General features: G+C 41.3%; 19 protein-coding genes. 3 read left to right on the top strand and 16 right to left on the bottom strand.

Annotated features, from left to right (window positions below; translation table 11 throughout):
- Positions 1-18 precede the first annotated feature (18 nt).
- The 8 genes from J3P43_RS02650 to J3P43_RS02615 form a co-directional block, all read right to left on the bottom strand.
- The gene (locus J3P43_RS02650; RefSeq protein WP_255898714.1) at positions 19-1,893 is read right to left on the bottom strand and encodes an ABC-F family ATP-binding cassette domain-containing protein; all 1,875 of its coding nucleotides are present in this window, start codon (positions 1,891-1,893) and stop codon (positions 19-21) included.
- Positions 1,890-2,543, bottom strand: coding sequence for an NAD-dependent epimerase/dehydratase family protein (locus tag J3P43_RS02645; protein WP_255898712.1), 654 nt, complete (start codon positions 2,541-2,543; stop codon positions 1,890-1,892). Before J3P43_RS02645 ends, J3P43_RS02650 begins: the two co-directional genes overlap by 4 nt.
- A 344-nt stretch (positions 2,544-2,887) precedes the next feature.
- Positions 2,888-3,319 carry an rRNA maturation RNase YbeY gene (gene ybeY, locus J3P43_RS02640; RefSeq protein ID WP_255898710.1) on the bottom strand — a complete coding sequence of 144 codons (432 nt, stop codon included), beginning with the start codon at positions 3,317-3,319 and terminating at the stop codon, positions 2,888-2,890.
- Positions 3,319-3,753 (bottom strand): ATP-binding protein, encoded by a 435-nt coding sequence (locus tag J3P43_RS02635; protein WP_255898708.1) that lies wholly within the window; start codon positions 3,751-3,753, stop codon positions 3,319-3,321. Before J3P43_RS02635 ends, ybeY begins: the two co-directional genes overlap by 1 nt.
- Before the next feature lie 3 nt (positions 3,754-3,756).
- Entirely contained in the window at positions 3,757-7,140 is a 3,384-nt protein-coding gene (locus J3P43_RS02630; RefSeq protein WP_255898706.1) for a DUF4175 family protein, read from the bottom strand.
- A 76-nt stretch (positions 7,141-7,216) separates the two neighbouring features.
- Positions 7,217-8,458, bottom strand: a complete 1,242-nt coding sequence (locus tag J3P43_RS02625; protein ID WP_255898704.1) for a sulfate adenylyltransferase subunit 1 — start codon at positions 8,456-8,458, stop codon at positions 7,217-7,219.
- 153 nt (positions 8,459-8,611) lie between these two features.
- Positions 8,612-9,520 (bottom strand): sulfate adenylyltransferase subunit CysD, encoded by a 909-nt coding sequence (gene cysD / locus J3P43_RS02620; protein WP_255898701.1) that lies wholly within the window; start codon positions 9,518-9,520, stop codon positions 8,612-8,614.
- An 18-nt stretch (positions 9,521-9,538) separates the two neighbouring features.
- Positions 9,539-10,255 carry a phosphoadenylyl-sulfate reductase gene (locus J3P43_RS02615; protein ID WP_255898699.1) on the bottom strand — a complete coding sequence of 239 codons (717 nt, stop codon included), beginning with the start codon at positions 10,253-10,255 and terminating at the stop codon, positions 9,539-9,541.
- Between the two features lie 272 nt (positions 10,256-10,527).
- On the opposite strand from J3P43_RS02615, the gene gltX reads away from it, so the two are divergent.
- Positions 10,528-12,051 carry a glutamate--tRNA ligase gene (gltX, locus tag J3P43_RS02610; RefSeq protein WP_255898697.1) on the top strand — a complete coding sequence of 508 codons (1,524 nt, stop codon included), beginning with the start codon at positions 10,528-10,530 and terminating at the stop codon, positions 12,049-12,051.
- Here the strand turns inward: gltX and J3P43_RS02605 are convergent.
- Together J3P43_RS02605 and J3P43_RS02600 are read right to left on the bottom strand one after the other, a co-directional pair.
- On the bottom strand, positions 12,048-12,962 hold the full coding sequence (locus tag J3P43_RS02605; RefSeq protein WP_255898695.1) for a flavin reductase family protein: 915 nt from the start codon (positions 12,960-12,962) through the stop codon (positions 12,048-12,050). The two genes, gltX and J3P43_RS02605, sit on opposite strands and share 4 nt — an antisense overlap.
- On the bottom strand, positions 12,962-13,972 hold the full coding sequence (locus J3P43_RS02600; protein ID WP_255898693.1) for a fumarylacetoacetate hydrolase family protein: 1,011 nt from the start codon (positions 13,970-13,972) through the stop codon (positions 12,962-12,964). Before J3P43_RS02600 ends, J3P43_RS02605 begins: the two co-directional genes overlap by 1 nt.
- 257 nt (positions 13,973-14,229) lie before the next feature.
- Here J3P43_RS02600 and J3P43_RS02595 point away from each other — a divergent pair, with 257 nt between their 5' ends.
- Positions 14,230-15,390, top strand: coding sequence for a homogentisate 1,2-dioxygenase (locus J3P43_RS02595; protein ID WP_255898691.1), 1,161 nt, complete (start codon positions 14,230-14,232; stop codon positions 15,388-15,390).
- Between the two features lie 2 nt (positions 15,391-15,392).
- Positions 15,393-16,511, top strand: a complete 1,119-nt coding sequence (gene hppD, locus J3P43_RS02590) for a 4-hydroxyphenylpyruvate dioxygenase (protein ID WP_255898689.1) — start codon at positions 15,393-15,395, stop codon at positions 16,509-16,511.
- Here the strand turns inward: hppD and J3P43_RS02585 are convergent, their stop codons facing one another.
- The 6 genes from J3P43_RS02585 to J3P43_RS02565 form a co-directional block, all read right to left on the bottom strand.
- Positions 16,512-18,281 carry an aromatic amino acid hydroxylase gene (locus tag J3P43_RS02585; RefSeq protein ID WP_255898687.1) on the bottom strand — a complete coding sequence of 590 codons (1,770 nt, stop codon included), beginning with the start codon at positions 18,279-18,281 and terminating at the stop codon, positions 16,512-16,514.
- A 50-nt stretch (positions 18,282-18,331) separates the two neighbouring features.
- Positions 18,332-18,853, bottom strand: a complete 522-nt coding sequence (idi, locus tag J3P43_RS02580; RefSeq protein ID WP_255898685.1) for an isopentenyl-diphosphate Delta-isomerase — start codon at positions 18,851-18,853, stop codon at positions 18,332-18,334.
- Positions 18,854-18,859: 6 nt separating this feature from the next.
- A complete protein-coding gene (locus tag J3P43_RS02575) occupies positions 18,860-19,705 on the bottom strand; it encodes a phytoene/squalene synthase family protein (RefSeq protein ID WP_255898683.1) in 846 nt (281 codons plus the stop codon).
- Between the two features lie 351 nt (positions 19,706-20,056).
- Positions 20,057-20,437, bottom strand: coding sequence for a RidA family protein (locus J3P43_RS02570; protein WP_255898681.1), 381 nt, complete (start codon positions 20,435-20,437; stop codon positions 20,057-20,059).
- The gene (locus J3P43_RS19645) at positions 20,437-20,571 is read right to left on the bottom strand and encodes a DUF6728 family protein (RefSeq protein WP_369414773.1); all 135 of its coding nucleotides are present in this window, start codon (positions 20,569-20,571) and stop codon (positions 20,437-20,439) included. Before J3P43_RS19645 ends, J3P43_RS02570 begins: the two co-directional genes overlap by 1 nt.
- A gap of 123 nt (positions 20,572-20,694) precedes the next feature.
- Entirely contained in the window at positions 20,695-22,005 is a 1,311-nt protein-coding gene (locus tag J3P43_RS02565) for an OmpA family protein (protein ID WP_255898679.1), read from the bottom strand.
- Positions 22,006-22,123 lie beyond the last annotated feature (118 nt).

Raw genomic sequence — 22,123 nt, 5'->3', positions numbered from 1 at the left:
TCCACGTGGAACGTTTATCTATGTTCCACGTGGAACATTTTCTTTTTCTTCGTTTAATTCTAACCATCGCATGGTTTTAACATCAATGGCCGCTTTTAAGTCTTCTATCTTTTTTGAAAGTTCGATCAATTTAACATGATTTGTTAGGTTGCTGAGCTCTTCTAATAGTGATTTTAGTTCGTTTTCAAGGGCCGGTAGCTCTTGTTCAAGTTTGTTTAACTCTTGCTCCTCTTTAAAGCTAAGTTTGTTTTTCTTTACTGAGACGTTATCAGCCGAAACGGAGGGCTTTATGGAACTTGCAGTTTTGGAAGCCTCTTCTTTTTCAAGTCTGTAATCGGTATAATTGCCAGAATAAACATCCACCTCGCCTGCGCCCTCCAGAATAAAAAGCTGTTCGGTTAATCTATCCATTAAATACCTGTCGTGCGATACTAACAACAGAACTCCTGTGAAACGTTCCAAAAACTCTTCTAAAACGTTAAGCGTATCAATATCAAGATCGTTGGTGGGCTCATCCAATATTAGAAAGTTTGGATTTTTCATCAGAACCCGCATTAAATGGAGGCGCTTCTTTTCACCACCGCTAAGTTTAGAAACTACATTATGTTGCTTTGCGGGAGGGAACAGGAAGTGGGTAAGAAGTTGAGATGCTGTAAGTGTCTTTCCATCGGCCATTGTAATGTATTCAGCCACATCTTTTACGATGTCGATCACACGCTGGCTCTCGTCGAACTCTAAGCCCGATTGCTTATAATAACCAAACTGGGTAGTTTCTCCTATGCTGATTTCGCCCGTGTCTGGCTGAATGGTTCCGGTGATTAGATTTAAAAAGGTAGATTTTCCACTACCATTTTTACCCGCTACGCCAATTCGGTCGCCTTTTTTAAAGGTATAATTAAAATCCCTGATAATCGTCCTTCCGTTATATGCCTTTGCGACGTGTTCCAGTTCGAGTATCTTGTTCCCCTGTCTTGCAACTTTCGTGCTTAGCTCTATAACCTGGTTGCTGGTGTTTCCTTTCGTCTTGTCTTCCAGTTCATAAAAGGCATCAATGCGTGATTTGGATTTGGTGCTCCTGGCTTTTGGCATTCGACGCATCCATTCTAACTCCTTTTTTAACAGGTTTCTGTTTTTTTGAAGTGTAGAAGCGTCAGAAGCTTCGCGCTCAGCTTTTTTCTCAAGAAAATAGCCGTAATTGCCGTTATATGTATAGATTTTTCTGTTCTCTAATTCGATGATATGATTACATACATTGTCAAGAAAATACCTATCGTGGGTAACCATAATAATGGTCTTCTGTCCGGTGGTTAAGAAGCTCTCCAGCCACTCTATCATTTCAATATCCAGATGATTGGTGGGTTCATCCAGAATGAATACTTCCGGATTATCGATTAATAGCTTTGCTAAAGCAAGACGCTTTCTTTGTCCTCCCGACAGGCTTTTGATCTCCTGGTCTAAATTTGTAATAGATAGACGCTGAAGAATTGTCTTGATCTCGTGTTCGTACTCCCAGGCATTGGCTTCGCTCAGATCATGTATAAGACTTTCTAATTCAGTCGCATCAGCATCCGGGTTCTCAATAAGCTCTTCATAGCGACGGATGAGCTGTTGTTGTTTATTGTCAAGACTGTAGATAAAATCTGAAACTGTCTTTTGTCCCGAAAAATCAGGATCCTGTTCCAGGTAACCCACATGCAGGCCTTTCTCTTTTACAACTTTGCCTTCGTTTGGCTTTAATTTTTCTGCTAAAATTCTGAGAAGTGTGGTCTTACCCGAACCGTTTACACCCACTAAAGAAACCCGTTGACCTTTGGCAACGCCAAACGTTAAATCCTTAAATAACCAATAATCGTTAAAAGCATGACCTAACTGCTCTCCTGCTAAAATGCTCATGCCAGTTCTTGTATAATGTTTGAGGGATAAGTGTGTATCCCATCCAGATTTTTAAATGTTTGATTAATCATCGCTTGTGCTACGGTAGTAGCTTTTATGCTTCTGTACTTTCTCAGACTGCCCACTAATAACGGATTAATGAAGTTCATCGCGTGGATAAAAAATTTTTCGAATGCGCGGTGCTCATTTCTGTTTCCTACTAATAACGACGGTTGATAGATATGAACCGATTGAAGCGGGATGTCTTTAACGTCTTCCTCGATCCGACCTTTCAATCGAGGGTAAAATACTTTCGAGTTTTTATCTGCACCTAAGGCGCTGATTAAGTGGTATTGTGCAATTTTATTTTCCAACGCAATCTTTGCGAGAGTCAGGGGATATTCATGATCTACCTTATGATAGTCGTTGAGATTCGGGGTCTTTTTCTTAGTGGAACCCAAACAACAATAAATGGCATCCCCCTCAATTTGATCTTTATAATCCGATAGTTTGTCAAAGTTCACTTTTAGCTGTTTAAGCTTCGTATTATTTGTCGGTAGAGGAAATCGCACCAAGGCCAGCACTTCCGAAATCCTTCCGTCTTGCAACAAAAGCGTAAGCAGCTCAGTGCCAATTAGTCCGCTCGCTCCGGCTATGATAACTTTTTTCAAAATAATTGCTAAAACATGCAAAAATAGGGATTAATTAGCTTGATATAACTATTGCATGTTTAAACATGCATTTAAATGATACAACAATGAAAAAAGTGAGTTGTAGAGATCAGAATCGGTTAATCGAGCTGGTAGCTTACCAACGGCATCGTGTTAGGTTTATAGTTTCAATCTGGCTAAGTCGCAATGGCTTGTTCCAGAATGGGCAGAGGAAAATATCTCCTTTATGTGAGTGGGCAATTGAAGTCGTAGGTTTTCGCCCAAGGGTAGCTTTAGGGATTGATCCTGATAAGTTTAATTAAAGAGTCAGATTGTAATCGTGATAAATTCACCTTTCAAGTGGATTAAAACTGACGTAAAGCGAGGTACTGGTCCTCTTTGTCGCTCATTATTGTTTTGTGAGCTTTTGTCTTGTCTTTATAGCCCATTAAATGCAATGCGCCGTGAATTATCACTCTATGCAATTCGTCGCGCTCTGAGGCCTTATATTTTGCTGCATTTTCTTTTATACGTTCAACACTTATAAATATATCTCCCGCGATGGCTTTGGGATCATCACTATTATCAAAAGTGATAATGTCGGTGTAGGTATCGTGACTAAGGTATTGCTGATTTATTTGCAACAAATAATTATCGCTGCAGAATATGAAGTTAAGTTCTTTTAGAGATTTACCCTCAGAACAAATTGTTTCTTTAAGCCACTTTCGGATGTGCGCTTTTTCTTTTAGGGTGTAGGAAATATCTTCGGTAAAAAAATTAACAGGAATCTGGCTCATTAAACTTTGAAGTGCAATTCAACCTCGTTGCCTTTCAAATTGAAAATGCATTGATCGGCCAGGTGTTTAATAATAAAAACACCTCTTCCGGTTAAATTCTCAAGATTTTCGGGAGCAGTCGGGTCTGGAAGTCGATTGTAGTCAAATCCCTCTCCTTCATCTGCCACTGTAAATTGAAGCCGTTTTCCTGATTGAACCTCCAGATTTATATATACTTTTTTTGACTCGTCTTGTTTGTTTCCATGTACGATAGCATTAATGGTCGCTTCGCTAAGGCAGGTCAACATATTGGCATAGGTGTCATCACCGATGTTATATTCATCTTTGAGGGTGTCAACAAAATTCTCGACAGAAGTAATGCTATCCACCTTTGACGGTAATTGTAAAGTATATAATACGGTGTCGTCTGACATATCTACGCGATTCGTGATCATAGATTATTTTGTATTTAAAAGTCTAAAATAGTCACCTACTTTCAATTTATAAAATGAATTGAGTGCAGGTGGCACAGTTTTTAATAATTCAAGCTCGCGTTGTTTTATTTTCCTGAACTCTTCGAGTACAATTTTATAATTCGGAGCCTGATCTTTACCCTGTTTGCTTTCTCGTTGTGTGTCTAATTCGCGCTCACGCGCGGCCTTGTCGGCTTCCAGAAGTTTAGTTAAGATCTCTTGTTGTCTTAATAACGTTTCCTGCTGGATTTTCTTGTTTACGAGATCAGTTTCGGTTTGTTCCATTTCTTTTGTCAATTTATCCAAATTGCCCAAACCTCCCTTGCCGTCTTTATTCATCTCGCGATTGATATCCTGCAGTGCCTGGCGTATGAGTTGCTGTTCGCGAGCCATTTTCGCCATCTGCTCACTCATTTGGCCCTTACCCTGACCTTGACCTTGCTGCCCTTGTTGCCCTTGTTGCCCTTGTTGCCCTTGTTGCCCTTTACCCGGTTGCTGTCCTTGTTGCTGCATCTGCTGCCGTGCCTTTTGCATATTCTGATTGAGGCGTTCCTGCATTTTGCTTAAATCAGAAAGGCTGGGGCTTTTCCCTTTACCCTTCCCTTTGCCTTGTTTGGCGTTCTTCATGGCTTGCTGCATTTGTTGCTCTACCTCACTTAACATTAATGCAAGATTATTGATAGAAGTCATGGCATACTGCTGATTGCGATTGGCTTCAGACGTTCGCCTCTCGGATAATTGCTGTAAAGCTAAGTCAATATTCGTGTTAATTGTTTGGATTTCTTTGTTAATTACCGATTCAATCTGCGGAACCTGGCGACTTAAAGAGTACAAGCTATCCTGCACCATTTTCAAATTATCCTTTATGTCTTTTTGCTTTTGAGTGTGTTTAATATAATTGGGGTCATTTGTGGAAGTTACCCTCAAGTTTTGCATCACCTTTTCCTGATCAAAGGATGAGGTTAACAGATTAGACAGCACCTCACGAAGATTCTGCATGTTTACCTGCATCTCCTGCATCTCACTTTCCTGCTGCATTTCTTCCATCTTTTGAGCCATCTTCTGCATCTGCTCGGCGGCTTTTTTCTGATTCTCGGCAGCTTTCTGGTTGTTCTTATTCTCTAAGTTTTTACTCGCCTGATCTTGTTGTTGTTCTATTTGTTCCTGCTCCTTTTGCGTATCTTCAAAGTTGTTTTTCTGTTCCAGCTCTTCGTTTTTCTGCTGCAGTTCTTTCAAATCTTTTTGGAGATCATCAAAGCTCCCTTTCAATTGCTCTTGCTTTTCCTTAAGAGCCGGATTATCAGTTGATTTTTTTTCGGTTTGCTCACTCAGCTTTTGCTGGTCCTTTGCCATTTCCTGCAATTTGTTGATGGTATTTGTCAGCTTCTGATCAAACTCAAGTTGTTTATATAATTCAAGGATACGGTCTAGTTCTTTTTGCAGGGTTTTATTATCCAATTGCATTTTGGATAACTCCTGCTGAGTTTGATTTTTATTGTTTTGTTCCAGCAACTTCTCAATATTTCTCAGGAGCTCTTTTGTTTTCTCGTCAAGAACATTGTTAAAAAGATCTTCGATCTGTTTTTGTTTCTCAATGATTTCCTGTGGAGGATTCTGAAGATTCTGTTGTTCTAATTGCTTTTGTTTATTGTCTTTTTTGACTTCATTAACGAGGTTTTCAAGTGCCTTCTGTTTTTCGAGCAATTGTTCAATCTGCTTCTTTTCTTCAAAAGAGAGATTTTTCTTATTCACCAGATCCTGAGTCAAGCGTTTTGCATCGCGTTCAATTTGTCCGGCCTGACGTATTGCCTGCTCCATTTTTTGTTGAACAGCTTTGGATGATTGTTCCAAGCTGCGTTCAGCCTCTGCTTGAGTTGGAAGTCTGAAAGTTCTTACCGCAGATCTGGTTGCTTTAGGACCGTGAACGCCGTCATTATCCAGTATTTCGAAGAAGTATTCTATCTGCTGCCCGGCTGCCGCTTTAACTGAATTTACATCCCATATATGGAGAAAATTACTTTGCAGTGCGTTTTTATCAAACGAGATCACTTTTGCTTCGGATTTGGCTACCCGCTCTCCATCCAATATTTTGTAGTGAAACCGGAGCGATGAAAAGCCATAATCGTCACTTACCTGTCCAACGAAGTATAACATTTTGGTGTTGACAGAATCAGGCCGTTCGTTCACCTGGATTGCCGGATTCAGATCCGGAATCACCTTAATGGTATAATTTGCTGCTTCGCTGCTGTTTACTTCTGAATTGAGTGGTTTGGCTGTGAATGCGGTGTTTGTGAGCGCCCGGTATGCGAAATTAAACTGATTCTGGGCTGAAGGCTTTACATTGAATTGCTTATCCCCGAGTTTCAACTGAATCGCGTCCGCTTTATCAGTTTTAAAACGCCAGTTTACTTTTGTCCCGACAGGCACCATTAAATCGCCCGAATTACTGATCATTTCGCTCTTTTTACCCACGTAAGACGGGTAATCTAAGAACACATCGAAGTTTAACAGGGTAGGTTTTCTCTTAACCTCAATCGTATAAATATCCGAAGTAAAATCGCCGGCCACCAAACGTATTTTCTTTGTATTCTGAAGATTTCGAAAGTTGTAAGTAAAGCGAATGATATTCTCTTTTTCAAGTTTGAAGGTGTTCGCGCCGTCTTCCAGGTAAATATCCTGCGGGATTTCATTTCCAGTCATTTTGACCTGCAACTCAAAATCATCTCCCTGAACAGACGACAATGATTTGTTTAATATTACAAACTCAAAGGGCGCCTTTTTAATAAATTTTTTATCGTGTTTCAAAAGACGCTCTGTGCTTTCCGAAAATATAGATGGAGCGGTTGCGCTGATAAATAAAATTACAGCAAGTGGAGGTAATGCATATTTCAGATATTTCCGGTTGTCATTTATCCGGATAGCCGTCGAAAAAGGAACCGGCTTTAGATCATCTATTTTCTGATTTATGCTGGCTTCAATCAATGACTTTTGTTCATGATTGTTATCAGCCAGCTTTTTCAGCTGGAGTGTGTTCAGTAATTTATCTTTTACGTGGCCGAAGTGTTGTCCGATTATCTCGGATGCCTGCTCGTGAGAGAGATTTTTTCCCAGCTTATAAAAAGATAAAAGCGGGATAACAATCCAGTTTATCAGGATAGTTCCGTTGATGAGGAGGAAACTGTAAAAAAGAAGTGTTCGAATCGCCGGCGAAAAATGCCCGTAATATTCGGCTACGGTTACAATTACATAGCTCGCAAAGAATGATGAAGCGAGATATATCGAGCCTCTTACTACCTTATTTAAGTAATACTTTCTGATAAACTCATCAATCTTTTTGATGAGATAAGAGTAGTTGTCGGTTGAGAGCATTGAAACCTCCGCTTAGAAACATGAAATTAACGAATTTTTGCAACAAATTGTATTTCAGGCGGATTAGTTTTGCATATTATTGAAGCATGCAACCTGCTACCGTCGTAAAGGCTGTCTCGTCAATTAAAATAGCTCCGCCATTCGCCCTTAAACTTTCGTACGAATCGAAAACAATCGGAGACGCAGTTTTGATTGTAACGTTTACAATATCGTTCAGGTTAGCTTGACTAATATTTTCGTGCCTTTGAAGAGTATTCACATCCAGTTGGTAGTTAATCTCCTTTACCACGCAACGCACTGTTTTGCCATGAACCTGAATTAAGTATTTATTGCCCGGAGTGAGTGGCTTTGTATCCATCCAGCAAAGCATTGCCTCCACTTCCTGCGATACTTGCGGCATGTTCGCCTGGGTAGCAATCACGTTACCTCTATTTACGTCAATATCGTGTTTAAGGCGGATGACAGCACTTTGTGGTGCAAAGGCAACATCAACTTCTTCCCCATTTATTTCAACCGCTTCTATTTCAGAATCTATCCCTTCAGGAAGAACTGTTACCAGGTCACCTTTCTTATAAACTCCGCTAACTACCTTACCTGCATATCCGCGATAATCGTGCAGGTCTTCAGATTGAGGTCTGATCACATACTGGACCGCAAAACGTGGATCGGTATGATTGATGTCGTTTGCAATGTCGATGGTTTCAAGAAGGTTTAATAAAGTTTCGCCTTCGTACCATGGCGTGTTTGCCGACGGCTTTACAATGTTATCGCCGTTTAGAGCGCTGATAGGAATAAAGGTGACATCCTTAATATTCAACTGCTCAGCCATTTTCATATAATCAAGCACGATGTCGTTATAAACCGCTTCAGAATAATGAACCATATCCATTTTGTTCACGGTTACTACCACGTGTGGGATAGCGAGTAAAGAAGCGATGATACTATGACGGCGGGTTTGCTCAATTACACCCTGACGGGCATCAACCAAAATGATGATTAAATCTGAATTTGACGCGCCTGTAACCATATTACGTGTATACTGGATATGGCCTGGAGCATCGGCAATGATGAATTTACGTTTATCCGTATTAAAATACTTATAGGCCACGTCGATGGTGATTCCTTGTTCACGTTCTGCCCGAAGGCCATCGGTAAAAAGAGCCAGATCAATTTCGCCTTCTGATTTATTTTTACTTTGTTTAAGGATGGTTTCCAACTGATCAACTTTTATCGAATCGGTATCATATAAAAGGCGGCCAATTAATGTGCTTTTTCCATCGTCAACACTACCAGCAGTTATAAATCTAAGTAAATCCATTGTTTGTAAGATATGAGATGAGATATGAGATGTGAGATGCTGCGCATCCTAAACTTAATCCCTCTCTTAGTAACTATTTAATTTGTTTTTTGTGATCCGAAGGCTTAGATATGAAATTTGTCTCAAATCTATATCTAACCTCTCAAATCTGATTTAAAAGTACCCGTTCTTCTTTCTGTCTTCCATAGCAGCTTCCGAAACCTGGTCATCAATCCGCGTTTCACCACGTTCGCTGATGTTTGTTTTGTGAATTTCTGCTACGATATCGTCAATTGTTGAAGCGGTTGATTCTACAGCTGCTGTGCAGGTCATGTCGCCAACAGTTCGGTAACGAACTCTTCTGGTTTCAATAACATCACCTTCATCAATACGGATAAAAGGAGAAACCGCTACCAGGTATTCGCCATGCACTAGAACTTCCCGTTCATGAGTGAAATATATTGACGGAAGTTCGATATTCTCACGTTTGATGTAATTCCAAACATCGAGCTCTACCCAGTTGCTGATGGGGAACACACGAACATTTTCGCCTTTAGCTATTTTACCGTTGTAGAGATTCCAAAGCTCAGGTCTTTGTCTTTTCGGGTCCCAGGCGCCAAATTCATCTCTTACAGAAAAGATCCGCTCTTTCGCTCTGGCTTTTTCCTCATCGCGGCGAGCGCCACCAATACAGGCGTCGAAACCAAATTCTTCGATAGTGTCTAATAATGTATAAGACTGCAAGGCATTTCTGGAGGCGAACTTTCCGGTCTGTTCTTTCAATCCCTTTGCTTTAATCGTGTCTGCAACGTTTCTTACAATAAGTTTTGCACCGGTTCTTTCCACTACTTCATCGCGGTATTTAATTGCTTCAGGAAAGTTATGACCTGTGTCAATGTGAACTAATGGAAAGGGAATTTTTCCTGGCTTAAACGCCTTAAGAGCTAATTGAACCAGGGTAATTGAATCTTTTCCTCCGGAAAACAAAAGAGCCGGACGCTCAAACTGCCCTGCCACTTCACGCATAATGTGAATCGATTCTGCCTCAAGAAGGTCCAGGTAATCTAATTTAAATTGCGACATAAATTTTTTTTCAAATTTTTAAGAATGGGCGTGTAATCCGCATTCTTTGCTTGCTTTATCTTCCCACCACCAGCGGCCGGCTCTAAAATCATCGCCCGGCATAATTGCACGGGTACACGGCTGGCATCCAATACTTACGAACCCCTTATCGTGTAAGGTGTTGTATGGAATTCCGTTGGTATTTATAAACGACCTTACTTCGTCTGTTGTCCAATGAAGCAAGGGATGGAATTTGATAATGTTATTAGTTTCATCCCACTCTAAAATAGGCAGATCATGCCTTTCGGGAGAATGCTCAGCCCGCAAGCCGGTTACCCAGATTTCGTTGCCTGACAGAGCACGTTGCAAAGGCTCAACTTTACGGATGTAACAACATCCTTTACGGTTTTCAACAGACTCGTAGAATGAATTCGGGCCTTTTTCGGTGACAAACTCTTGTAGTAGTTGTTGGTTGGGATAATAAGCCTCAATCTTGGCATTATACATTTCTGTAGTTCTGCTCCATACGTAATACGTTTCTGTAAACAAACGGCCGGTATCAAGAGTGAAAACTTTAATAGGGATATTATTTGAGAAAATAATGTGCGAGATAGCCTGATCTTCCCAGCTAAAGCTGCTTGAGAAAATAATCTTGCCAGCGAATTCCTGAGCCAACAATGCCAGTGCCTCTTTAGGGGGAAGACTCTGAACTTTAGCAGATAACTCGGCGACTCTATCTTTAAGAATTTGTGTCATTTGGGTATTCTCCTCTATGTCAAATGCATAGTCTATAGAAAAAGTAGGCAAAGATACTCAGATTTAAGATTTTTTCCAGCATTATTTTAAAATTGGGATCAGGAGAAGGTAAAATTTCACGTTTCCCAGCCAGTATCCGGCGCTTGAAAAGGTGTTTTCGCCGACAAGGAAGAATGCTATGAACAAACCCGGTGATACTCTGACCGAAACCGGAGAAAAAAATTAAGTGGCTTGTAATAGGAAATCTATCTTTGCGAACTAATTCCATAATTATGTCCGAGAAGGTTCGTGTTCGTTTTGCTCCCAGTCCAACCGGAGGCCTGCATTTAGGCGGAGTAAGAACGGTTCTTTTTAACTACTTATTTGCGAGGCAACAAGGTGGCGATTTTGTACTTCGTATTGAAGATACCGATCAGACCCGATATGTAGAGGGTGCCGAGCAATATATTATTGAGTGTTTGAATTGGTGTGGTATCATCCCTGATGAGGGTCCTGATTTTGGGGGAGAATACGGGCCCTATCGCCAAAGCGAGAGAAAGGCGCTTTACCGGCAGTATGCTGAGCAATTAGTTGCAGATGGATATGCGTATTATGCATTCGATACGCCGGAAGACTTAGATAAAAAACGGTCGGAGCTGCCGAATTTCCAATATGGCCACGCACACAGGCAGGAGATGCGAAACTCTATCTCTCTTTCCGAAGAAGAGGTTAAGCAGTTGCTGGCTGGCGGAGTGCCTCATGTTATCCGTATTAAAGTCCCACAGAATGAAACTGTCTCATTTGATGACATGATTCGCCAAGAGGTGAGTTTTGAAACATCCTTGGTAGATGATAAAGTCCTGCTTAAAGCAGATGGAATGCCGACCTATCATTTAGCTGTTGTGGTGGACGATTATCTGATGAAAATTACTCATGCATTTCGAGGTGAAGAATGGTTGCCGTCTGCTCCGGTCCATATTTTACTATGGAAATATCTTGGTTGGGAAGACTCCATGCCGAAATGGGCACATTTACCCTTAATTTTAAAGCCAGACGGCCATGGCAAATTAAGTAAACGTGATGGCGCACGTCTCGGTTTTCCGGTTTATGCCATGAACTGGATTGATCCCCAAACGAATGAATTAACCCAGGGCTTTCGCGAAATGGGCTTTTTACCCGAAGCCTTTGTTAACCTTTTGGCGATGCTTGGATGGAACGATGGCACCGATCAGGAATTATTTTCAATGGAAGAGCTTATCGAAAAATTCTCTATCGATAGAGTTAATAAATCAGGCGCCAAATTTGACTTTGAAAAAGCTCAATGGTACAACGCCGAGTGGATTAAGAAAATTGAGGGGCAAAAGCTGAAGGAAAAAGTTCTTGAGGTTTTTGGTGCCAACAATATACAGATTGCTGATGAAAGAAAATTGTCTGTGGTAATTGATCTGGTAAAAGACCGCTGTACTCTATTGACTGATTTTATTTCGCAGGCGGGATATTTCTTTGAAAACCCGCGAGTGTACGATTTCAGCTCTGTGTCGCCTAAGTGGACTGCAGAGAAGGCTTCATTTTTTGTAGCATACAGCGAGATTCTGAACGCGATAACCGATCACTCTCCTACGAACCTGGAGGTGGCTTTCAAATCACTTGCCGAAGAGAAGAGTTTGAAGGTCGGCGATGTGATGCTTCCCTTCAGAATTATGCTGGTTGGTGGCAAATTTGGCCCTGCGGTATTCGAGATAGCCTCAATTATTGGGAAAGAAGAATCAATATTGAGAATTCGGAAAGGTCTTGATATGTTAAACAAGGAGGTTTAATCCTCTTTGTTTAACTCATCGTCAGCCAGCAGAACTTTCCAGGCCTCCTCTACATTCGAAGTAATTAATAATGTTTTTGCAAGCGAGTGCAAGGCTTCACGTCGCAAAATGGTATTGTTTTTTGTCGATAAAAGCAATTTTTGTAGTTCTTCGTTTTGGGTGCAATACGAATTGATGCTCGTTTCGTCAGGCAAGCTCTCCACATTTCCTAACTGCCCTAAATCGTTTCCCGTGAGTATGGAGGATTGACGTATCGAAACTGGCAATGCGTCTACCCCAATGCCTATATTTCTATTGGGTTTAGTAACTTTAAACAGGGTTTCTTTTGTTACGCGGCAGTACCAATCTCCACCTAACCGGGCAACGAGATCTATTTTTTCCTGGTCAATCTTTTGATTTGCATCTAATATTGCGGGATTGATGTGTATCAGTTTAACTTCCGCAATCACCATATTGCCAGAGCCTGCGGCTTCTCCCAAGGAAATAATGTTTTTGATAATGCACTCCAGTTGTACTGGCGACTGGGCAACTCTGGGAGGTTTAACCAGTACAGATTCAACAGGCGTTAAACCCGATTTGACAAATTCATCGGTTCCTTTCGGGTATTCAACACTGGATAAAGATGTTTGCTGCACCATATCATAGTTTACTATGTTTATTACACACTCCGGCACCAGCTTAATATTTTCCAGAGTATGTTTAGTGGTATTGTCTCTTACACGCCGTGAGGGCGAGAAAACGCAGATAGGCGGATTAATGCTAAACATATTGAAAAAACTAAACGGACTCAGGTTGACATGGCCTTCGACATCGATAGTGGATGCCAGGCATATTGGCCGCGGGGCGATAGCATATTGCAGGTAATTCTGTAGTTCTGCTGCAGTGAGTTCGGATGATTTGAGAGTTATCATTACGCCTGAGATTTTCCTTTTTTTAATTTTAGGATCGACCAGTCGGTTTCTTCTGCTTTAATGGTATTGCTTAAACGGCCAAGGCCGGTTACTTCCATTTCAACCAAATCGCCCGGCTGGAGCCATTGCGTTTTATAGTCTGGATTGTTCAACAATCCGGTTCCATTTAATTCAAGGAAACATCCCGTGCCAACGGTGCCCGAACCAATAACATCTCCGGGCAATACCTCACATCCGTAAGAACAACGTTCGATAATTTCGGCAAAGGTCCAATCCATATCAGCCATAGTACCGGCAGAAACCCGAATGCCGTTAACCTCACATTTCATTTCAAGATTATAACAGTTACCTGTGTGCCCTCCTTTTGCCGGGACTTTGTATGGCTCCAGCTCATCTGGAGTAACCAGCCATGGCCCGATGGCAGTGGCAAAATCCTTCCCTTTCGCTGGCCCCAGATTTAAGAGCATTTCTTCCATCTGAAGCGTTCTTGCGCTTAGATCGTTCATGATCATATAGCCCGCAATATATGCATCCGCCTCAGAGGCTTTGATGTTTTTTCCTTTTTTATTCAGAACAACAGCAACTTCCAGTTCGAAATCTAATTTTTCAAAATGATCTGGCATGCACATTACGTCGCCGGGTCCTATAATCGAGTTATGATTAGTAAAATAAAATATTGGATATTGGTCAAACTCCGGGATCATCTCAACCCTTCGGTTTCGGCGGGCGGCTTCGACATGTTGACGAAAGGCATAACCATCGCGACAGGAGCCCGGGTGAGGTACAGGAGCTAAGATCTCGTAGAATACTTCTTCTTTGGCTGTGATTTTGCCCGTTCTGATATCTCTGTCTGCACGCAGAGCATGCTGCATTATTTCTTCTCCTTCCCATAAAAACTGGTTCATATTGTCTGGAATTAGTTTGTCGCAGGAATGGAGGTTATAAATGTGCCCATTAATAAACGTGCCTAAATGTTCCTGATTCTCAGTTCTATAGGATACTAGCTTCATACAAGGAAGGTTATCGGTTAAAATACTGAATTTCTATTAACAGTTGTTTATATAACCTATTTAAGGTAAATTAGTTCATAAAGATGGCTTGTTCAAACTATACATATTCAGCGCAGTTAGCTATTGCAAAAAAGACGATAGCATGCTTTCGCGACGAGATACTGACGCCTCTTGTCTTTGCGCAATTTTAGTCTGCCGTTTATCTTCCTAACACCTTTCAGAATTCTCACTGTTATTAATTTATAAACCAAATAAATATGCCAGTTTATCGTTCTTTGGGGAAGATTCCATTAAAGCGGCATACTATATTCCGTAAGCCAGACGGCACATTATATGCCGAAGAGCTGGTATCCACCGAAGGCTTTTCAAGCTTGTATTCGTTGGTGTATCACGCTTATCCACCGACTATTGTTAAAGCCTTGGGCGAGCCTTATTCTGTAGAGCCAAAAATTGCCCGGGAAAAGCATCTCAAACATACCAGCTTGCTGGGATTCAATATTGAGCCGCAAAACGATTACCTGGAGAGTCGAAAAGCCGTGTTAGTCAATAGCGATCTGCATATCTCACTGGCAGCTCCGCGCCAGTCGATGGTTGATTATTTTTATAAAAATAGTCAGGCTGATGAAGTACTGTTCGTACATGTTGGGTCGGGGACTTTAAAAACGGGTTTTGGAAAAATTAAGTTTTCGTACGGAGATTACCTTGTTATTCCCCGCGGAACCATTTACCAAATTGAGTTTAATGGTGCCGAAAACAGGTTGTTTATTGTGGAGAGCTTCAGTCCGATACGCACTCCCCAGCGTTACAGGAATAAATTTGGGCAATTAATGGAACACTCGCCTTACTGTGAACGTGATATAAAACGGCCGTCGGATCTGGAAACGCATGATGAGAAGGGTGACTTCAAAATATTAATAAAAAAACAAGGTTTAATCTACCCATATATCTATGGAACGCATCCGTTTGATTTTGTGGGCTGGGATGGATATCATTATCCCTGGGCATTTTCCATTCACGATTTTGAACCGATAACGGGGAGGTTGCATCAGCCACCGCCGGTGCATCAAACTTTTGAGGGAAATAACTTTGTGATTTGTTCATTCGTGCCACGTAAATACGATTATCACCCGCAGTCTATTCCCGCCCCATACAATCATAGTAATATAGACAGTGATGAACTTTTATATTATGTTGATGGGGATTTTATGAGCCGAAAAAGTGTTGTAAAGGGGCAGATTACACTTCATCCTGGTGGTATACCGCACGGACCGCATCCCGGTACAGTAGAACAATCTATTGGCAAGGAATCAACGGACGAACTTGCGGTCATGATCGATCCGTTTCGACCACTTATGCTTACCGAAGAAGCTCTTAAAATTGAAGACGGGAATTATTACAAAAGCTGGAGCCAGAGTTAATCATGGAAGCAGAAACTAAAGAACAGGCAGAAAAGGATTTTTTGCCGCTGTTAGGAACGGATTATGCAGAATTCTACGTGGGCAACGCAAAGCAGGCGGCGTATTTTTATAAAACGGCTTTTGGTTTTCAAAGTCTGGCTTATGCTGGTCCGGAAACCGGCGTGCGCGACCGGGCATCATATGTTTTACAACAGGGTAAGATCCGGCTGGTGCTGACCTCGCCCTTAAAATCAGATAGCTATGTTTCTGATCATATAAAAAAGCATGGCGATGGGGTGAAGGTTCTGGCTTTATTAGTGGAAGATGCTTATGATGCATTTGAGCAAACGGCTAAAAGAGGTGCTCTTCCCTATCAGCAACCGCAAACACTCAGGGATGAATGGGGTGAAGTAAAAACCAGCGGGATTAAGCTGTATGGTGAAACGGTCCATTTATTTATTGAGCGAAAAAACTACACAGGGCCGTTTTTACCCGGGTACAAAGTTTTGCAATCAGATTATAATCCCCCGACAACAGGCCTCATGTATATTGATCATTGCGTAGGCAATGTAGGCTGGAATAAAATGAACAATTGGGTGAATTTCTATGAGAACGTTTTAGGCTTTAAAAATATCCTAACCTTTGATGATAAGACCATTTCGACCGAATACTCTGCTTTGATGAGCAAAGTAATGAGTAATGGAAACGGTTACGTAAAATTCCCTATAAACGAACCGGCAGAAGGAAAGAAAAAATCACAAATTGAGGAGTATCTGGAGTTTTATGAGGGTGAAGGTGTTCAGCATATGGCATTAGCTACAGATAATATTGTGGCCACAGTAAGCGACTTAAAGAATCGTGGGGTGGAATTCCTGACCATTCCAAATACCTATTACGACGATCTGATCAGCAGAGTTGGACATATAGACGAGGATCTTGAACCTTTGAAACAGCTGGGCATCCTGGTAGACAGAGATGAAGAAGGATATTTACTTCAAATTTTTACAAAACCCCTGGAAGACCGGCCCACGGTATTTTTTGAGATCATCCAACGCAAAGGGGCCCGTTCTTTCGGCGCCGGAAACTTTAAAGCCTTGTTTGAGGCAATTGAGCGTGAGCAAGCTAAGCGTGGTAATCTTTGATCAGCTTTGCGGGATGGGGTGCTGAATAAGGTAAAGTCCGTCAGATATTAGCTTCCTTAGTTCGGGATTACTTTGAATTTTATATTGTAGGAAGGTTCTAATTAGCGTAGCTGTTTCCTGATATAGATTTCCCTGTTCAAGGATTTCCAAAATTTCAATGGGGCACAACCAGTCATCCTGATGGTCTTTTCGAATCTGTTCAAATAATCCCGGAAGCAGGTGCTCATTACCTTTACTCTGTCTGATATCCCTTACCTTCTGATAAATCTGGTGTAAAGCCAGAGTTGATAAATCGTATTGGGGATGATAAGTTCCGCGGGAAGATTTATAGACGGCCTCTTCAAAGGATCCTTTATCTGCGGCCCCACAAAATACAGAAGTGATTTTAGAGCCTACTGCCATATCATAAGCTCCCCATGAGGGTTCAAAAAGGGTTTCCCCATCTTTCCCAATTACACTACAATCGCTAAAGGTGATGATCTGAACTTTACCGTCAAATGTCAGGATATTTTCAACCTTGCCAGAGACGCGTATTCCACTTTCAAATTCCAATAGTACAGTTTCCCCGGCTTCCACCCCGATATCTTTTAAGTTTCCGATTTCGAAATCTTCCAGGGGCTTACTATATACTGATAATCTTCCGACAGGAGAACTAAAACCATCTTTATGATAAGCTTTTCCATGGCCTTCTATTTCCTTATCACCATAGGCTAAAGCGGCAGGGCCGGATAGTCTAATATAATAAGGGTCGCCTGCTTCGGATAGCCGCACCTCTGTAACTGTTCCCGAGACCTGTAAGCCTGAACTATACACTACAGTACAGGTATTTTTGCACTCAATGGCTTTTTTTAATCCATGTTCTCCGCCTACCCGGAATGACATGGTATCGGCAAACTCATCCAATACATGAATGAGATTTTGAAAATTGGGAGTTACAAACAGTTGTGGCTGCGGCTTAGTAATATCGTAGGGGTAGTTTATAGCGTCTATGGTGTACCAAATTTTTTTTACTTCCGGCCGCATGCAGGTAACGCTTTCGCCAATCGATGATAGCAAACCTGCTCCGTATATTTTAGGGTCGTCCAAACTTCCGATAAGCCCATATTCTACCGTCCACCAATGGAGCCTGCTCAATAGGGCCATTTCTGAAGGTTCTCCAAGATTCTGCTGGCAATAGGCAACCATGTTTTCAGCTTCCTCGATCTCATCCGGATCTGCATCAGGCATTTCTTTTAAAATAGAAAGTGAACGTATAGCTTCATACAGATCAAAGTCGCGTGCAGAGAACATGGCCTTAGAGCCTATTGAGCCAAAATAGCTCAGATATTCATGGTAATCTTTTTCTGCAATAATAGGCGCATGCCCTGCTGATTCATGAATAATATCTGGTGCGGGTGTGTATTCAATGTGCTTTAGCTGCCGGATATCTGCGGCGATCACCAGAACCCGGTAAGCCTGATATTCCATAAAGGCGGCGGGGGGAATGAAGCCGTCGACTGTAACGGCTCCCCAGCCTATTTTCCCCAGGGCATCGTTCATCTCCTTCAAGTCAGGAATCCTCTCAATAGTTAACCCTGCTTTTTTTAAGCCCGGGATATATGGATAATAGGCGACATCCTTCAGGTAACTATAATTTTGACGCATAACATACCTCCACACGGCCTGATCTACGGGAGTATAATGTTCATATTTTTGGTCTACAATAAACTGCTTCAGGTGCGCAGGAAGCGCCGCGACCCTGGGGTTGTTAAAATCATTAAACTTAGCCATCCGACCACTGGTTTATAGATTAACATAAATATACGGATAAGGATTGCTAATTAAGCGTTTCTGACCTCGAGGTGGTGTTGAAGGATAGGATATGCAATGTGAAACCAGAACGTGTAGTTATCTCGATTTACTGTTAAATCCGCATCCAATTCCTGGACTGAAACCCATTTATAGTCTTGCACCTCATTAGGATCTGGTTGTATCCCGCCATTATATATGCCCAATAGCACATGGTCGAACTCATGTTCTGTGAGGTTGTTACTGAATGATGTTTTGTAGGAAAATGAGCCAATTTCCGTCAGAACGCAATTGAATCCTAATTCTTCCTTCAGCCGGTGATTTGCCGCAGTAAGAACGGTTTCGCCAGGGGCTGGGTGGCTGCAACAAGCATTGGTCCACAAACCTGGCGAATGGTATTTAGAATTGGCTCTTTTTTGCAATAGCATTTCCTTCCGGTCATTCATGATAAATATAGAGAAGGCGCGGTGAAGCAGCCCACGTTCGTGTGCCTCCAGTTTTTCCATCGAGCCAATCTCGACGTCTTCTTCATCTACCAGGATAACCTTTTTCATATGTCATTATATCAAATTGAGTTGGGATCGCAAACCTGCCTTCAGTACAATCACCATTTTCATATGGTTGGGTATCCGTATCCGCTTCTCCAGAACCAGGGTTGAATTCGTTCGTTTCAGCTTTTCAAATAGCGCAAGGTAATATCTGTAAGCTACATATACACCAAAGCGAGCGTTCAATGGCAGTTTCTTGATGCCCTGATGCCCTAATTTAAAGTCGTCCTCAATATCCCTTTCAATTTTCGATTTCAGAGCAGTATTAAAGCCACTCGATTTAAAGCTCGGAAAGTACGACCTTTCGAGGTCTTCGATGTCTGACTGTAAATCCCGTAAAAAATTAACTTTTTGAAATGCTGATCCCAGCGCCTTCGCGTATTTTTTCAAAGAATTAAATAGCTCCCGATCGCCTTCACAGAAGACATTTAAACACATTAAGCCCACCACTTCGGCCGAACCGTAAATATAGTTTTTAAAATCCGATTCGTTTTGGTAGGTGGCTATCGTCAGATCTTTAGCCATGCTATCAAAAAAGGCATTTATAAGATCGTCCGCGATAGTATATTTATGAACCGCGAGTTGAAAATTCTGTAGAATCGGATTCAAACTAATTCCCGCTTTAATGGCTTTAAAGGTGTCGTTTCGAAAATCTGTAAGTAAACCTTCCTTATCAAATGAGTGAAAAGTGTCGACTATCTCGTCTGCCAGTCGCACCATGCCATATATGGCGCATATTGGATCCCGAATATCCCGCCTCAGGAGCTGGATAGCTGAATAGAACGAAGTACTATAACCCCGCGTTAAAGAATCGCTGCATTTTGAACAGAACGTATTAAACTGAGCTACTGTATTCATATCTGGCAGTGTTAATCTAAAACCAACAAGCACAGGTTTGGTTTTTGCAAGTCCTCAATCCCGCGTACTTCCATTCGGGCCCTGATTTAAGAAAAGAACTCAGGGCTTAGGTACGAAATAAATCAGACTTTGGATTTTAAATTTTTTTTTGCATCCCTCCAAACTGACCGATAAAACCTTTAAAAAAGAGAACAATCAATTATAGAATGACCAAAGAAAACTGATTTGAAACGTGGAGAATTTGTTCGGTTGGAAAAGCATTGAGCGCACGGATAGGTAACCGAAAAAGCCCGAAATACAAATAATAGCTGCAAATAAGCTGCTAAAAATGCGTCAATTGCCTAAGGAGGTTTAGTCTTTACAAGCGATAATAGATATTTCTACATTAACACCCTTTGGTAAACCTGCAACAGCAACCGTTTCCCTAGCAGGGAAATCAGAATTAAAATATGATCCGTATACTTCGTTTACTTTAGGGAATAAAGTCATATCAGAAAGGAAGATCGTCGCTTTAACAATATTTTCAAGGGAATAACCAGCCTCTGATAAAACTGCAGACAGGTTTCTCATTACCTGATGACTTTCTTCTTCAACAGAACCCATAACCAGCTCATTACTGGAGGGATCAATTGCTATTTGTCCGGACACATATAGCGTTTGGTCTATCTGAACAGCCTGACTGTAGGGGCCGATTGGCGCAGGAGCTTTACTGGTGTTGATTATTTTTTTCATTAAGTAAGCCAATCCATAAGTTTATAAATAATGCCAGCCAGAAAAATAAGGATGGCAGTGGCATTGATAAAATGCATTACTTTAAGATTAAAGCTTTCCGGCCTATTGGGATCTTTTTTTCGGAAGAAATACATCTTGCAAACTTAAAATAATTTTAAATAACACGTAGGATAACCACCGGTTTCAATTTCATTTAAAATAAAAAACGGGCTTCGTTTTGAAGCCCGTTTTGATAATATGCTTAAGACTATATTATCTTATTTTTTGATCTCAACACGACGGTTTTGAGAACGTCCTTCTTCAGTTTCGTTAGAAGCAACTGGACGGCTTTCACCGAAAGCTCTAACAGTTAGACGGTTTGCATCAACACCAGAGTTAACTAAGTAAGTTTTTACTGAATTAGCTCTGTCTCTTGAAAGATTCATGTTGTAAGCATCAGTACCTTCTGCAGAAGCGTGGCCTTCTAAAGTTGCATTTGATCCTGAATTAGCTCTTAGTTCTGCAGAAACAGCATCAAGAACAGGGTAAGATGAAGTTCTTAATACAGAACTGTCAAACTCAAACTGGATAACAGAACCAGCAGCAGTGCCAGTAGTTAAACCAAGACCTTCAGGGTGAGTTAGAGGGCAACCAGATCCATCAACAACAGTACCAGCTGGAGTTCCAGGGCATTTGTCGAATCTGTCAGCAACACCATCACCATCAGCATCAGCTGAAAGTTGGTTTACTGTGTTCTCTAAAGTGCTTACGCGAGTTTTTAAAGCTTCAACTTCCTGACGTAATGTAGGATCTTTCAATTCATCATACATTAAAGCGATAGGATTAGTCCACTCTAAGCTAGGTTTAGCAGAGCTTCCAAGAGAAAACTCAAGACCAGCGTAACCGTAAGACCATTTGTCTTTGTTAGAAGAACCATTTCTCCAAACACCGTCTAAGTTGTCAGCGTCTAAGAAATTAGCATCGTAACCTAAGTTTAAGGCAACACGATTACCTAATTTGAAGTTAACACCAGCTCCAACGGGGATAAATAGCTCGCGAACATTTTGTAAATCTTCTGCTGCGCCTGGATATGGTTTGTATTTCACTAAACCAGCACCACCTTGTACAAAGAAATTGATAGCGTTATCTCTTCTTAAGAAATCGATAGTACCAACGTTAACTACTCCTTTTAATGATAAAGCGTAGTGAATTTCTGTATCAAAACTAGCAGGCATTCCTGCAATTGATGATCTTCCTTCGTTGTTATCTGCATTACCTTTAACATTTCCTCTGTGGAAATCTAATTTCATTCCGAAAGAAGGTGCAAATTGTTTCTTTAAGAAAGCTCCGTAACCTAAAGATGATTCCCAATCTGCGTAATCGTTAGTTCCGAAAGGAACAATTGGTGCTAATACACCAGCGTTAACACCCAGAGACCATGTTCTGTACTGGGCTCTTCCGCCAAACACTGTGGCAGTTGAGCTCGTTGTCGTCGTCGTGGTAGTAGTAGTCTCCTGAGCTGTAGCAGCGAAGCCTACTAGCGTTACCATAGAACAAGCAACAACTTTTTTAATTGTAGAATAATTCATGCTTTGTTTTTTTTAAGGTTAAACAATTTTAATTGCGTAATTTTTCACAAAATTAATTATAAGTTTGACATCACCAAATAATTGTCAAATACCATTCCTATTATTCTGCTAAACATTA

The sequence above is a fragment of the Paradesertivirga mongoliensis genome (assembly GCF_024436395.1).
In the GTDB taxonomy this organism is placed as follows: domain Bacteria; phylum Bacteroidota; class Bacteroidia; order Sphingobacteriales; family Sphingobacteriaceae; genus Paradesertivirga; species Paradesertivirga mongoliensis.
The sequence above is the reverse complement of the archived record's forward strand: the minus strand, read 5'-3'. Positions and strand labels throughout refer to the sequence as shown.